The sequence below is a fragment of the Paenibacillus sp. FSL F4-0122 genome (genome assembly GCF_038002845.1).
Lineage (GTDB): Bacteria > Bacillota > Bacilli > Paenibacillales > Paenibacillaceae > Paenibacillus_AQ > Paenibacillus_AQ odorifer.
In genome coordinates this window covers 1974534-1988150 of record NZ_JBBODI010000001.1, presented here as the reverse complement: position 1 = coordinate 1988150, position 13617 = coordinate 1974534, and the positions used below count along the sequence as shown (strand labels likewise).

Below are 13617 nucleotides of genomic sequence, written 5' to 3'. Positions count from 1 at the left end.
GGAGAGATGAACGATGGGACATTCAACCATTTATCCAACTGGAGCAACCGTATATAACCCTGACAAAGCCTGGAGTGGCTATACTGTATTTCAAGCTGGTGAAGAAGGTGTTGTACTGATAGATATGAACGGTAAAGAGGTGCATTTGTGGAAGGGGCTGCTTGGATTTCCGGCTAAAATCTTCCCGGGTGGTTATGTGCTGGGCAGCACAGGAAGAAGAGATCCCAAATTCGGCATACAGGATAATGTAGATCTGGTACAGGTGGACTGGGATGGGAACATCGTGTGGAAATATAACAGCTATGAACATATAGAAGATCCGGGTTATGAACCCCTCTGGTATGCCCGCCAGCATCATGACTATCAGCGCGAAGGCAATCCGGTCGGATATTTTGCACCAGGGCTTGAACCCAAGGTAGACAGTGGCAAAACGCTAATTCTTGCTCACAAAAATATCTACAATCCTCAGATCTCCGACAAACAATTGCTTGATGACACGATCCTTGAGGTGGACTGGGAGGGGAATATCGTCTGGGAGTGGGCTCCAAATGAACATTTTGATGAGCTAGGCTTTGATGAAGCTGCCAAAAATGTACTATTCCGTGATCCTAACTCACGCTCTTTCGGAAATCTAGGTGGCGGTGTTGGGGACTGGCTGCATATCAATTCGGCTTCTTATGTAGGACCCAATAAGTTTTACGATGCAGGTGACGAGCGTTTCCATCCGGATAACGTGATCTGGGATGCGCGGGAAGCAAATATTATTGCGATAACGGATAAGCGTACCGGAGCCATCGTTTGGAGAATCGGTCCGGATTACTCGCTGCCAGAAGTGAAGCATATCGACTGGATCATTGGCCAGCATCATGCGCACATCATTCCGAAAGGTTTGCCGGGAGAAGGTAACTTACTTGTATTCGATAACGGGGGCTGGGGCGGTTATGGTCTTCCAAATCCATCTTCTCCTTTTGGGCAAAAAAATGCACTCCGCGACCACTCGCGAATTCTGGAGATTAATCCCGTGACTCTTGAGATTGAGTGGCAATATACAGCGGCAGAAGCTGGTTTCTCTGTCCCAACCGATTCTTATAAATTCTACAGTCCATATATCAGCTCAGCTCAACGGCTTCCGAATGGCAATACCTTAATTACAGAAGGTTCTAACGGCAGACTCTTTGAGGTTACGCCAGAACATGAACTGGTATGGGAATATATCTCGCCATTTACGGACTCCAGAAATACCAACATGGTCTATCGTTCCTACCGTGTGCCTTATGCCTGGGTACCACAGTTGGAAGCGCCAGTTGAACAAGCGATTGAGCCAATAGACGTAACACAGTTCAGAGTCCCGGGGGCTGCACCTAAAGGATCGGATTCTGTGGTAAGTGTGGCGACAACCCTGCCCTTTGTTGAAGGAGCTGCTTGTGTGGCGACGACGGATGAAGGCAGCAGCCGCAAGGTAAATTAACAAATTTGAGGAGATGTGTCGGTTGAAAAAATCATGGATCAGCTCAAGCTTTCTGCTCTTATCTTTATCAGTGGTTATCCTTTTATCGGGCTGCAGCTCCAAGGGCGATGCGGCTGCCTCTAATGCCTCTAAAGAGGGAGCGGCGAACAGCAAAGATGAGATATTAAAGATAAAAATTGCTGACATCAATACGAATCCCACTTTTCGGGTGGCATTAGATAAAGGCATCTTTGCCAAACACGGGATTGACGCTGAACTAGTCAACTTTGGTTCCCCTGCGGAAGGTGTAAATGCCCTTTTTATTAAACAGGTGGATGTGGCTTTCGGGGCAGACTTCCCATTGCTGAACGCAGTGGCGAAGGGCGATTATGCTATTATCGCCTCGGCGGGATTAGCGACTGATGAAGCGTCCACTGAATGGAAATTGTTCGTACAGGACGATATTCAGAAGGCTGAAGACTTGAAGGGAAAGAAGCTGAGTTTCATACGCGGCACCTTCATTCCGTACCTTTGGGATGAATATTTGAAAGAGCATAATGCCGCTCTCAGTGATGTGGAGTTAATAGGACAGGGTGCCTTTGATGAAGCTTATATCGCTTTGAAGCAAGGTGCTGTGGATGGAGCATGGTTTTATGGTTCGGTTCTGAATGATAAGCTCTATGCGCTTAAAGGTGTTCATGAACTGACGGATATGTCTAAAACCACGGTTCGATTGGGGATGGGGATTGTAACGGAAAATGATTTTGCGGCTAAGAATCCGCAAGGTATAGCGAATTTCCTAGCAGCGGTGGATGAAGCTGGAGCCTATACTCAGGCTCACCCAGATGAGGTTGCTGATCTGATGTATAAGGAAGTGAAGCAGCCTAAGGAATCTACGATAAAAGACCTGCCGAATAATCCGTGGGCACTAGGATTTACTCAAGCAGCGTATGACAGTTTGACCAAGCAGAAGAAATATATGGTCGACAACGGAATCATCGAGAAGGATTTCGATCTGGATAGCAAGCTGAATCTTGAGCCGCTGGCGAAGGCATTGCCAGAAGAGGTTACGTACAAGAAATAGGGGGAGTTCAGAATGTCATTACCTGCTAAGCAGCATACCATTCATATTGAGCAGCTCCGTAAAAGCTACAGCGAACCAACTGCTGGGGACATTCACTACATTATAAAAGATGTAGATCTCGTAATTAAAGGTGGGGAATTCTTCGTTCTGCTTGGGCCGAGTGGTTGCGGGAAATCAACACTGCTGAATATGATCGCCGGGTTTGTCTCCAAATCTGGTGGGCATCTACGGGTGGATAATGTAGAGGTGAATAAGCCCGGCAGAGATCGGGCGGTTGTGTTCCAGCAGGCGGATTCCTCCTTATTCCCTTGGTTAACCGTCCGGCAGAATGTGGAGTTCGGATTGCGGATGAAGAAAATCGCAAAGGCGGAACGGCACACAATATCGGATAGGTTCATCGGGCTTGTTGGGCTGAACGGGCATGAGGAGAAGTTCCCGAAGGAGCTGTCTGGGGGTATGAAGCAGCGTGTTCAGCTGGCTCGGGTGCTGGCGAATGATCCAGCGATTCTGCTAATGGATGAGCCATTTGGTGCGCTGGATGCGATGACGCGCCGAACGATGCAGAAGGAATTGGTCAACATTTGGCGCCAGACACATAAGACGGTGATTTTTGTAACTCATGATATTCAGGAGGCGTTATTGCTGGGAGAACGAATTGGCATTATGTCAGTAGGACCGTCCTCTAATATTACAGATATTTATGACAATACACTGGCGTATCCGCGGGACGTAACCTCACCGGAATTCTACTCGTTATACAATCAAATTCAAGGTCATTTCGAAGAATAGGATAGGGTGAGACAGATGAGGAAATGGGTGGAGAAGAAGTGGGTTTCCGTAACCCTTCTATGGATTACCGCGCTCTGCGTCTGGCAGCTTGGAGCTGTAATCTATGGCCCCGATGTGATCCCCGGACCATGGAGTACACTTAAGGGCGGACGGGAGCTGCTGGAAGACGGAACCTTGCTGCAATATATAGGGATTAGCTTTTATCGGGTGCTCATTGGTTGGGTACTCGGCAGTTTACTGGCGATTCCCGTAGGACTAATCATTGGGAAGGTGAACTTGATCCGTATTTTTGCGGAGCCTTTCCTGAACTTTATCCGTTTTATCCCGCCGATTGCATTCATTACTTTGTTCCTAGTATGGTTTGGTATTGGGGAGCAGTCGAAGATTGCGTTAATTATGTACGCCACCTTTTTTATCGTGGTGCTGAATACTTTAACCGGTGTGATGTCCGTGGAAGAGGACAAAATCCGCTCAGCCCGCAGTATGGGCGCCAGTGAGTGGCAAATTCTGATTCATGTGGTCGTTCCGGCGACGATCCCTTATATTTTTACGGGTATCCGGTTAGCGATGGGCACCTCATATATGGCGATTATCGGCGCGGAAATGATTGCTTCGAACGAAGGTGTAGGTTATCTGATCTGGAATTCCCGGTTGTTTTTCCGTACGGATTGGATCTTTGTCGGGTTGTTCTGCCTTGGCTTTATGGGCTTCTTTACGGATCGGCTTTTTGGCTGGTTCGGTAAGAAGGTGCTTTACAGATACGGTGTTGTCAGTGTGGCAGCGCGTAGACGGTAGTTATATTCATACATGTAAAACTGCCTGGAAATGTCGGGCAGTTTTTTACTTGGACTGAAGTTTATACGAATGTTTTTTGTCATTGTAAGTAAATTGTATTTCTAAGGGAAACGGCGGTCATCTAAAAAAGACGACAGGTCGTTTCTTTTTATTTACAAATATTCCTATTCTCCTTAATGCCGCGAAAATAGTACACGCCTATACTGCAATTGGGTGCCTAACAGTTGGAGCATAAAGAAGCCCGCAAATAAGAAATAGGAGTGAAGGGGAAATCATGAAAAAAGGGATCAAAAATCAATTATCAATGGGTCTAATGTTATCCTTGCTCGTCCTGTTGCTTGCTGCTTGTGGAAATTCAGCCAAGGCTGAAGAAACAACGAATGGAAAGGCTGGCACCAAAGAATTAAGTCTGACTGAGATCGAGAGTAAAGCTAAAGAAGAGGGCAGTATCGTCAGTGTAGGAATGCCGGATTCTTGGGCGAACTGGAAAGATACATGGAGTGATATGGACAGTAAGTATGGTCTTACACATTCGGATACCGATATGTCGAGCGCGGAGGAAATTGCCAAGTTTGATGCGGAAAAAGACAAACCAACGGCCGACATCGGAGATGTGGGGATTGCGTTTGGATCGGTTGCCGTGGAGAAAGGGGTAACACAGCCTTATAAAACATCCTACTGGGATGAAATCCCTGATTGGGCTAAGGACAAGGACGGAAATTGGATCGTCGGCTATCAAGGCACCATCTCTTTTCTGACTAACACTAAGCTCGTGGCGAATCCGCCGAAGAGCTGGGAAGATCTGAAGAACGGCAATTACAAAATCATCGTTGGTGATGTAACCAAAGCTGCTCAAGCACAGATGGCTGTATTGGCCGCAGCGATTGCCTTTGGTGGCGACGAGTCGAACATTGAACCAGGGATTGCTTTTTTCGAGGATTTAGCTAAAAAAGGACGTCTCTCCAATGCAGAGGCTTCCCTTGCCAACATTGAAAAAGGTGAAGTGGAAGTTACCCTGCTGTGGGATTTCAACGCTTTGAATTATAGAGACCAGATCAACAAAGATGGCTTCGCTGTAGCCATTCCACAAGAAGGCAGTGTCGTGAGCGGGTATGCCACGATCATCAACAAATATGCGCCGCATCCTAACGCGGCGAAGCTTACACGCCAATACATCCTTAGTGATGAAGGACAGATTAATCTTGCCAAAGGTTACGCTCGTCCGATCCGTGACAGTGTAACGTTGCCGGATGATGTTGCAGCTAAGCTGCTGCCAAAAGAAGAATATGTCAACGCTAAGCCTGTTGGTGATTACAAGGTATGGGAAGAGACGGCAAAAACCATTCCTCAATTGTGGCAGGAACGTGTGCTTGTGCATTTGAACTAGTATTCATTTCTCTCCAAAAAAGAAGCAGGGCGCCTTCGTCATGATGCCGTAAGGCGCCTTTGTTCTATTCCCGCGACAAGGAGCGAGTAAGATGAAACAAAGAAGCCGCGGTGTGATCCTGGCACTTATTCCATTTGCACTAATGGTGTTAGCCTTTCAACTGGTACCTATAATATCCATGCTGACGGGAAGCTTACGCACAGCGGACGGAACGGGATTTACGTTAGGCAATTATCTGCATGCGTTGCAAAGTGCCTATTACATGCAGGCGATTAAGAACAGTCTGCTAATCTCCATAACCTCAAGTCTGATAGGGATCATTGTCGGACTTTTTTGTGCTTATTGCATTACCCGGTTTACCCCGAGAGTACGCGATAGACTTCTAATGCTGTCGAATATGACCTCTAATTTCGCAGGTGTTCCGCTGGCGTTTGCTTATATCATTTTGCTCGGAAATAATGGGGTATTTACACTCTTATTTAAACAGTGGGGCTGGAGTGTTTTTGCCGATTTTGATCTATATAGCTGGTCAGGTCTAATACTGGTGTATGTATACTTTCAGGTTCCGTTAGCCTTATTGCTTTTGTACCCGTCCTTTTACGGAATCCGTGAGCAGTGGAGAGAGGCAGCGTCCTTACTGGGGGCTGGGCCTTGGCAGTTCTGGAAGACGATTGGCCTGCCTATTCTAACTCCAGCGATCTTTGGCACACTTGGAATTCTTTTTGCTAATGCAATGGGGGCTTATGCCACGGCTTACGCATTGGTTGGCGGAAATTACAATCTGTTGGCGGTACGTATCGGTTCACTGGTTGCCGGAGATGTGGTTACACAGCCACAAATGGGGAGTACGCTTGCTGTTCTGCTTGGTCTGACTACGATTTTGGCGGTTTATCTGAACCATTTAATGGTGCGGCGTGCGGAGAGGTTTGGAACGAAAGCACTCAGTAAACCGGATGTGAAAATCAAAGCTTCCCGGCGTTTATGGACAGCTCGTGAGGAGGTAGGGCAATGAATATACGCAAAGCAGGCTTCGCTCCACGCACCTTCATGCTGCTGCTCATGGTGTATTTGCTGCTTCCTCTTTTGGCGACGGGTATTTATGCTTTTGCACAAGACTGGCAGAATACCCTGCTGCCCCGAGCTTGGACCTTGAATTGGTTTGGGGAAATGTTTGAGGATATTCGCTTTCTGGAGGCGCTTTGGACCTCGCTTTATTTATGCCTGATCAGCGTGGTGCTGAGTCTGGCCGTGATGCTGCCAGCTGTTTTTGTCATCACCCTCTATTTTCCGCGCTGGGAGAGCTTTATGAAAGGTATTGTTGTTTTGCCTTATGCGGTGCCTGGTGTTGTGGCTGCGGTAGGTCTTATTCGTACCTATTCCTCTGGTCCTTTTGATATCGCTGGAACAGCGTATTTATTGGTGGGCGCATATTTTGTGGTCATCCTTCCCTATATGTATCAGGGCATTCGCAATAGTCTGTTAACGGTTAATGCCGTAGAACTGCTGCATGCTGCGGAGCTGCTTGGTGCCCGCCGAAGAACGGCCTTCTTGAATGTGATTTTGCCTAATATATGGCCTGGGGTTATCGTCTCTACACTGTTATCATTTTCAGTTCTATTCGGCGAATTTGTTCTTACGAACATGTTAGTTGGCGGACATATTCAGACGATTCAGGTATATCTATATCAAAGGGTTGGTGAAAGTGGACATTTGGCCAGTGCGATTGCGATCTCTTATTTTCTGTTTATTCTAATTCTTTCGATGGTACTAATGAAGCTCGGTAAAAAGATGGGGGGAGGTATTAAGGGATGAATGATTATCTAAAGCTGCAGGGTGTACGCAAAATGTTTGGGAATACCTGTGTGTTAGACAATGTTGATTTGGAGATCCGTGAAGGTGAGCTTGTGACACTGCTAGGCCCCTCCGGTTGTGGAAAAAGCACATTGCTACGCTGTATAGCCGGTCTTTCAGAGCTGGATGGCGGCAGAATTCTTTTGGAAAATAAAGATCTGGGAAGTTTGCCGCCCCGTAAGCGCGAGGTAGGAATGGTGTTTCAGTCTTATGCCTTGTTCCCCAATCTGACGGTGAGCCAAAATATCGAGTATGGTATGAAAATGCGGGGATTATCGAAATCAGCCCGCCATCATCGCTGCGCGGAATTGCTGGCATTGGTCGATCTGGAGGATAAACGGGATGTATATCCGCAGTCCCTCTCTGGTGGACAGCAGCAGCGGGTAGCGCTGGCTCGTTCTCTAGCGGTGCAGCCCAAAGTATTGCTGCTGGATGAACCTTTAAGCGCACTTGATGCTAAGATACGCAAGAATTTACGTGCTGAAATTCGTGATATTCAAAAAAGGTTTAACATGACGACACTATTCGTGACGCATGATCAGGAGGAGGCGCTGATTCTTTCAGACCGCATCTGTATTATGAACGGTGGCCGGATTGTGCAGGATGGCACACCTGAGGGGTTGTACTCCGCACCACGAACAGAGTTCGTTGCCCGGTTTATGGGCAGTTACAATGTATTGACCCGATCAGAAGTGATGACGTTGTTCCGGGGGATAGATAGCACGAAGGACCGCTTTGCTATTCGGCCTGAGGCGGTTACGCTGCTGCATGAGGGCGCGGGACTTCACGAGGTTGCTGCCGGAGTGCAACTGGTGGATGGCATCATTAAATCTGTCTCCGTATTGGGCAATATTATTAGGTGTACGGTAGAGGTGGAAGACATTTGCTTAACGGTTGATCTTTTAAATGACGGACGCTGGCTGAGGCTGGTGGAAGGGGCTAACGTCACCTTGGCTCTGAACCCTTCTGAGCTGCTGCATCTGGAACGAGAGGGAGCGTAATAAGATGACTGAAATGAACAATAAACTTATTGTGGTAGTGTTGGACGGACTTAGATATGAGGCCGCACGTGAATATATGGGGTATATGGAGCATCTGGTGGAGCAGGGGGAAATATCATGTCACCGAGTGAAATCGGAATTACCCAGTCTGTCACGCCCGCTTTATGAAGTGCTTTTGACGGGTACACCCGTGTCCAAAAATGGAATTACGGCTAACCATATTGTGAGACCAAGCCATGAAGAGAGCGTATTCCATCTGGCAGTGGGCGCTAATTTGCGCACAGCTGCTGTCGCCTATCATTGGGTCAGTGAGCTTTATAATTCGGCCCCTTTTGATCCGCTTGCTGATCGCCATCAGCACAATGTGATGAAGCCCATTCAGCATGGCAGTTTTTATTTCGAGGATCACTATCCCGACAGTCATGTGTTTGCCGACGCTGTGTATTTACGGAGTGCCTATGATCCGCATTTCCTATACATTCACTCCATGAATATAGATGACGCCGGGCATCGTTATGGCGGAGAGAGCAAGGAATATGAGTTTTCAGTGCGTAATGCTGACGGTCTGTTGGCCACTGTTTTGCCTATTTGGATGGAACAGGGCTATAAGATTATGATTACGGCAGATCACGGAATGAACGCAAATGGGTACCACGGCGGGATAACTCCTTCCGAGCGAGATGTGCCATTATATACGTTTGGGGTAGATGTATTATCTTCGGAAAAAGAGGAAGAAGTACTGCCACAGCTGCGAATGGCTCCTTTAATGTGCCACTGTTTGGGGCTGGCCCCTTCGGCAGCAATGAGTAAGGAGGGCTTGCCTCCACTTGTGCAGAAGCAATCCCATGACAAAGTGGAAGAACCTTTGCCGTTGGTATGAAATAAAATAATTAGCACGAGAAAAATCATATATTTCAACCAATTAGGAGGTTGTCTATTGAGCGCTTCTAAAGCTATGAAATGGATTACGGGTTCCTGTGAAATTATTTTGGCAATTCCAATCCTGGGTGCTGCTATTGTTATTGGCACGGGGTATTCCGTTCTGGGGTTGATGTTTATTCTACATGTGATTACATTGATTTTATCTTCAAGAGACCGTGAGTCTATCTACGGTTCAGTGCTAGGAATTATAACTTCTTTATTGGCATGGATTCCTTTTGTGGGCTGGTTCTTGCACTTAATTACTGGGATTCTGTTGATGGTGAGTGGAGGACAGAAGTCCCGTTATCCTTCGAACCATATCTATCCACAGTGATGTAAAATGACTTCAATACAGCCCAATTCGGACGTTTGTCCGGTTGGGCTGTATTCATGTTATAATGAGGGCACATTTTAGCAGTAAGCACAGAGAGGAGGCGCATCCATATGGAAATAACCGCACAAGAAGTAGCAGAATGGATGGTGAAGGAGATTCGTTTTACGGGTACCTTGCATCAGACGGCGGCGATTGAATATGTGAAAGAGAATTTTGGAGAACAATTTGTATTTGTGAATGAGAACGGCAATGCCTCACTCTCCAAAGAAGTGAAGAAAGCTTTCCGGAAACTCCATGGCGGGAGAATTGCTTGGGATCGAGACGGGTTCTTGTGGGCTTGGACCTAAGTTTGGCGCTTACAAAACATGTACAAACTGTTCAACTTATATAATTAGATAAAAAACGGACCATGCATGTACTGCAATGGCCCGTCTTTTTGCATTCTTTTTAGTTAGATATATTCTGTCATTCCCTGTTCCTTTAGAAGCTCCACGATATCTTTGACTGACTGCGCTTTATCCTTGGGACAGATTAACAGTGCATCCCCAGTATCCGCAATGATGAACCCGTCTACACCAATGGTCGTGATAAGTCTGCCATTTCCATAAATGATTGAGTTATGGGTATCTATTCCCACATGATTTGCTTTTATAATGTTGCCTGCATCATCCGGAGGGAAGATTGAACCCAGTGCATCCCAGCTACCGATATCATTCCAGCCAAATTGTCCGGAAAGCACGACAACTTCATCAGAGCGTTCTAAAATGCCGTAATCAATCGAAATATTCTGAAGCGTTGGGTAGATGGCATTAATAACTTCCTCTTCCTGATCTGTACCCAAACAATCACTGATGGGCAGCATGGTTTTGTAGAGTCGAGGTAGATAACGTTTGAAATTATCAATAATGACAGAGGTCTGCCAAATAAAAATCCCACTATTCCATAGATAATTACCGGATGCCAGATAACTCTGTGCATTCTGAAAGTTTGGTTTCTCTACAAATTCATCTACATCATATACAGCCACTGGGCTTGTCGCAATCGGCGTCTTATCAAAGGCAATATAGCCGTAGCCAGTAGATGGGAAAGTAGGCTTGATTCCGATGGTTACTATTTTGTCTGACTCCATGGCAACAGTACAGGCTTCGTCTAGTGTAAGACGGAATTGTTCCTCATCCGTTATATAGTGATCGGAAGGAAGGACGACCATTAAAGAATTGCCATGAGACTTCTCTATAGATAATGCTGCAAAAAGAATGCTAGCGGCTGTATTTCGCGCCACAGGTTCAATTAGAATATTAGCTTTGAGAACGCTGCTGTGCATAATACTCTCCAACAATACTGCTTGGGTACGATTAGTAACGATAACTGTATTCTCCTGAGGAATAATCCCTTTGAAGCGTTCAATCGTATCGTTTAACATAATGTCGTTGCCACTAATGTTCAGCAGCTGCTTTGGGATTTCTTGTCTGGACAGGGGCCAAAACCGTGTTCCGCCCCCGCCGGCTAGGATCGTAGCATATTTATTCATGATGCATCACCAACCGGGCAATTGTGAAGGATATAATGCTCTCCGAGCCTTGATTCAGGTTGAGCCCCGCCGCATGAATACCGTCATAACAAGCACCAGTCTGCGGATCGATTAGGGGGATTCCCAAGGAATTATGCCCTAGATACCAGTTGTAGCATAATTCTGCCTGCGCAAGATAAGAGGGGTCCTCAAGAACAACAGCTGCTTCCCGGCAGGCCAGCAGCATCTCGCAGGCTTCAATGGGCTGTTCATCATAGGGTGCAGCCAGCCCATCGCGCAGCAGCCAGCCATGGCTGCCGATCGGTTTATAGTAGCCTTTGCTGGAGAAGGTGGTGGAAGCTAGGAAATCCAGGCTTTCCTTGGCGGTCTCCCGCAGGTTTTTATTCCCGGAGATTAGGTAGGCCCGAAGCAGAGCCCAGGGCAGCATGGAATTGCCATAAGTGATGCTGTCCTCGAACCAATTCCAGCCGTGCCCCTTATAGCGGGTATATTGATTATGCAGCCGAACCGCAATATTTTCGATCAGACTCTCAATGGTTGCCCTTGGCAGAAAGGCGGCTTCTTCGGTCGTGTTTTCAGTATGCGGGTATGGAAAAGCATAACCTAATGGGCCGGGTGATTCGGTAAGATAACTTAAGCCGATGATGGCATAGGCTCCGGCCCGAGGTGAGCCCAAGGCTTCCAGATGCGGCAGTGCCTGATTGATCAAATACCGGCAGGTATTCATCAGGTTGTCAGGCAGGGAAGCTGCATGCGACAAGGCGAACCCTAGTGCCCACAAGGTACGTCCCTGGCAATCTTCAGAACCTTTATCCTCTATAAAGGAGCGGTTATAATCCATGAAATTGCGAAAATTGCCGTCCGCTGTCTGGGAATGATAGATAAAAGAGATATACGTATGAATGAGATCGAGTGCCACGGCATCCCGGGAATTCTCGTACATTAAGACCGCAGCAATCAGGGCGCGGGCATTATCATCGGTAGTGTAGCCCTTGGAACGGTCCGGAACCCCAAACTTGGTATGCTGAAAGATTCCTGTATCGTCCGTGATTCTGCGCATATAGCCTGGTTTAGACTGTACTGTGGTGGAGGTTTCCATTAAATCACGCTCCGATCAGCTGACGCCGAGCTCTGGATATGGCTGTGGAACAAGGCGGCATAGATTTTGGCGATTTCGTTCCAGCGCATAGTGAGCCCGAGCTTCAACGTGCGGTCTTCCATCGTTTGCACCAGAGCAGGGCTGTTCAGCAAGCGCAAAATGCAGGCTTCCAAGGAAGCAGAATCATGAAAATCAGCCAGTAGACCGCGGCCTTCTGCCAGCATTTCCTGGGCGTAGCGGTAAGGGGTCGACACGATGACCCGGCCATAACCGACTCCGTAGGCCAGGGTGCCGCTGACGGCCTGATCCTTACCCAGATAAGGAGTCACATAGATATCTGACATGACCAAGGACTCTATTACTTCTTCTTGGGTCAGCAACTTATCGACGAATTGGACATTGTCCTGCAAGTCAAACATTTCTACGAGGTCCGTCAGTTTCTGGCGGTAAACTTCCCCGGATTCCAGCTTGACGACCGGATGGGTCTTGCCCCAGACAATGTAAAGTGCTTCGGGATGGCGCTTGACCACGCCGCGCATGGCTTCGATGCTGTATTCAATCCCTTTGCCGGGACTGAGGAAGCCGAAGGTGGAGAGGATCTTGCGGTCTGGATAACCGTATTGTGCTTTAAGGCTGGTGCGTGAGGCTGTGCTAACTTGAGGGACACCGTGATGGATGAATGTGATTTTGGAAACTGGGATCTCATAAATAGTAGATAAATCGGTAAGGGTTGATTCTGCCATCGTCACGACCTGCACGCTACGCTCGGCCAGACATCGGATGATCTGATGCTGCTTAGGGGAGGGCTTGGTCAACACTGTGTGAAAAACAACAACATACGGAATGTTCAAACGTTCGACAAAGGGGAGCAGGTATTCACCGCTTTCTCCGCCGTAGATGCCAAATTCATGTTGGATGACCAACAAATCGGTATCAGAATTGTTGAGGAAATCGGCCGTATCTATATAATCTGCGTAATTATGCTGGTCGATCTGCCGTATTACCTGCTGATCGTAAGCGTAGGTTTCATTGTTGTTTATGGCAATAATCCGGGGCGGGTTGAAGCCGGGAAGGTGGATAAGTTCATCTAGCAGATCCTGTGTGAACGTGGCGATACCGCACTCTCGCGGCAGACTGGTTCCCAAGAACACGATGTTGTGATTACGGACTGTATTTTTCATTCAAAGAGCCTCCCTAATGGTCTTGCGATTGGTCTGGATACAAAAAAAGAAAATAAAGAAGACTCTATTTTCTGAATAGGGAAAGGTATTTGGTTTTCTGAAATTAGAAATGTTGCAAATTATTTCCTAATCCCACTGTAACATGACCGTTTTATCTTGTCAATTCGATTGACGCCTTGGGGTTAGTGCGGATATAT

Annotated in this window: 14 protein-coding genes; 11 read left to right on the top strand and 3 right to left on the bottom strand. The window is 47.2% G+C overall.

Annotated elements, in window-relative coordinates:
- Positions 1-13 precede the first annotated feature (13 nt).
- From MHH49_RS08420 to MHH49_RS08370, 11 genes are all read left to right on the top strand, one after another.
- A complete protein-coding gene (locus tag MHH49_RS08420; RefSeq protein WP_076107352.1) occupies positions 14-1468 on the top strand; it encodes an aryl-sulfate sulfotransferase in 1455 nt (484 codons plus the stop codon).
- Between the two features lie 22 nt (positions 1469-1490).
- Complete coding sequence (locus MHH49_RS08415; RefSeq protein ID WP_076215544.1) at positions 1491-2531, top strand: ABC transporter substrate-binding protein; 1041 nt, start codon at positions 1491-1493, stop codon at positions 2529-2531.
- A 12-nt stretch (positions 2532-2543) separates the two neighbouring features.
- Positions 2544-3320, top strand: coding sequence for an ABC transporter ATP-binding protein (locus MHH49_RS08410; RefSeq protein WP_036687325.1), 777 nt, complete (start codon positions 2544-2546; stop codon positions 3318-3320).
- Between the two features lie 15 nt (positions 3321-3335).
- Positions 3336-4115, top strand: a complete 780-nt coding sequence (locus tag MHH49_RS08405) for an ABC transporter permease (protein WP_036687327.1) — start codon at positions 3336-3338, stop codon at positions 4113-4115.
- 274 nt (positions 4116-4389) lie between these two features.
- Positions 4390-5502, top strand: a complete 1113-nt coding sequence (locus MHH49_RS08400; RefSeq protein ID WP_036687329.1) for an ABC transporter substrate-binding protein — start codon at positions 4390-4392, stop codon at positions 5500-5502.
- Positions 5503-5593: 91 nt separating this feature from the next.
- The gene (locus MHH49_RS08395; protein ID WP_076107355.1) at positions 5594-6514 is read left to right on the top strand and encodes an ABC transporter permease; all 921 of its coding nucleotides are present in this window, start codon (positions 5594-5596) and stop codon (positions 6512-6514) included.
- Positions 6511-7314 (top strand): ABC transporter permease, encoded by an 804-nt coding sequence (locus MHH49_RS08390; RefSeq protein WP_051491499.1) that lies wholly within the window; start codon positions 6511-6513, stop codon positions 7312-7314. The genes MHH49_RS08395 and MHH49_RS08390 overlap by 4 nt, the downstream gene beginning before the upstream one ends.
- Positions 7311-8354 (top strand): ABC transporter ATP-binding protein, encoded by a 1044-nt coding sequence (locus tag MHH49_RS08385; protein ID WP_076215547.1) that lies wholly within the window; start codon positions 7311-7313, stop codon positions 8352-8354. Before MHH49_RS08390 ends, MHH49_RS08385 begins: the two co-directional genes overlap by 4 nt.
- Positions 8355-8358: 4 nt before the next feature.
- Positions 8359-9234 (top strand): alkaline phosphatase family protein, encoded by an 876-nt coding sequence (locus MHH49_RS08380; RefSeq protein WP_081386806.1) that lies wholly within the window; start codon positions 8359-8361, stop codon positions 9232-9234.
- Between the two features lie 57 nt (positions 9235-9291).
- The gene (locus MHH49_RS08375) at positions 9292-9609 is read left to right on the top strand and encodes a hypothetical protein (protein ID WP_036687337.1); all 318 of its coding nucleotides are present in this window, start codon (positions 9292-9294) and stop codon (positions 9607-9609) included.
- A gap of 110 nt (positions 9610-9719) precedes the next feature.
- A complete protein-coding gene (locus MHH49_RS08370; protein ID WP_036687339.1) occupies positions 9720-9956 on the top strand; it encodes a DUF6953 family protein in 237 nt (78 codons plus the stop codon).
- 104 nt (positions 9957-10060) lie between these two features.
- On the opposite strand, the gene MHH49_RS08365 is transcribed toward MHH49_RS08370, so the two are convergent.
- Genes MHH49_RS08365 through MHH49_RS08355 form a run of 3 tightly spaced genes read right to left on the bottom strand, consistent with a single transcriptional unit; the run spans position 10061 to position 13420 of the window.
- On the bottom strand, positions 10061-11140 hold the full coding sequence (locus MHH49_RS08365) for a mannose-1-phosphate guanylyltransferase (RefSeq protein ID WP_036687341.1): 1080 nt from the start codon (positions 11138-11140) through the stop codon (positions 10061-10063).
- Positions 11133-12239 carry a glycosyltransferase gene (locus MHH49_RS08360; RefSeq protein WP_076275598.1) on the bottom strand — a complete coding sequence of 369 codons (1107 nt, stop codon included), beginning with the start codon at positions 12237-12239 and terminating at the stop codon, positions 11133-11135. The genes MHH49_RS08365 and MHH49_RS08360 overlap by 8 nt, the downstream gene beginning before the upstream one ends.
- Complete coding sequence (locus tag MHH49_RS08355; RefSeq protein ID WP_036687342.1) at positions 12239-13420, bottom strand: glycosyltransferase family 4 protein; 1182 nt, start codon at positions 13418-13420, stop codon at positions 12239-12241. The genes MHH49_RS08360 and MHH49_RS08355 overlap by 1 nt, the downstream gene beginning before the upstream one ends.
- Positions 13421-13617: the final 197 nt, after the last annotated feature.

Excerpts from the sequence above, each read along its gene's own strand:
- MHH49_RS08420 (WP_076107352.1), top strand. The coding sequence starts at position 14 with ATGGGACATTCAACCATTTATCCAACTGGAGCAACCGTATATAACCCT.
- MHH49_RS08410 (WP_036687325.1), top strand. The coding sequence starts at position 2,544 with ATGTCATTACCTGCTAAGCAGCATACCATTCATATTGAGCAGCTCCGT.
- MHH49_RS08405 (WP_036687327.1), top strand. The coding sequence starts at position 3,336 with ATGAGGAAATGGGTGGAGAAGAAGTGGGTTTCCGTAACCCTTCTATGG.
- MHH49_RS08400 (WP_036687329.1), top strand. The coding sequence starts at position 4,390 with ATGAAAAAAGGGATCAAAAATCAATTATCAATGGGTCTAATGTTATCC.
- MHH49_RS08395 (WP_076107355.1), top strand. The coding sequence starts at position 5,594 with ATGAAACAAAGAAGCCGCGGTGTGATCCTGGCACTTATTCCATTTGCA.
- MHH49_RS08390 (WP_051491499.1), top strand. The coding sequence starts at position 6,511 with ATGAATATACGCAAAGCAGGCTTCGCTCCACGCACCTTCATGCTGCTG.
- MHH49_RS08385 (WP_076215547.1), top strand. The coding sequence starts at position 7,311 with ATGAATGATTATCTAAAGCTGCAGGGTGTACGCAAAATGTTTGGGAAT.
- MHH49_RS08380 (WP_081386806.1), top strand. The coding sequence starts at position 8,359 with ATGACTGAAATGAACAATAAACTTATTGTGGTAGTGTTGGACGGACTT.
- MHH49_RS08370 (WP_036687339.1), top strand. The coding sequence starts at position 9,720 with ATGGAAATAACCGCACAAGAAGTAGCAGAATGGATGGTGAAGGAGATT.
- MHH49_RS08365 (WP_036687341.1), bottom strand. The coding sequence starts at position 11,140 with ATGAATAAATATGCTACGATCCTAGCCGGCGGGGGCGGAACACGGTTT.
- MHH49_RS08360 (WP_076275598.1), bottom strand. The coding sequence starts at position 12,239 with ATGGAAACCTCCACCACAGTACAGTCTAAACCAGGCTATATGCGCAGA.
- MHH49_RS08355 (WP_036687342.1), bottom strand. The coding sequence starts at position 13,420 with ATGAAAAATACAGTCCGTAATCACAACATCGTGTTCTTGGGAACCAGT.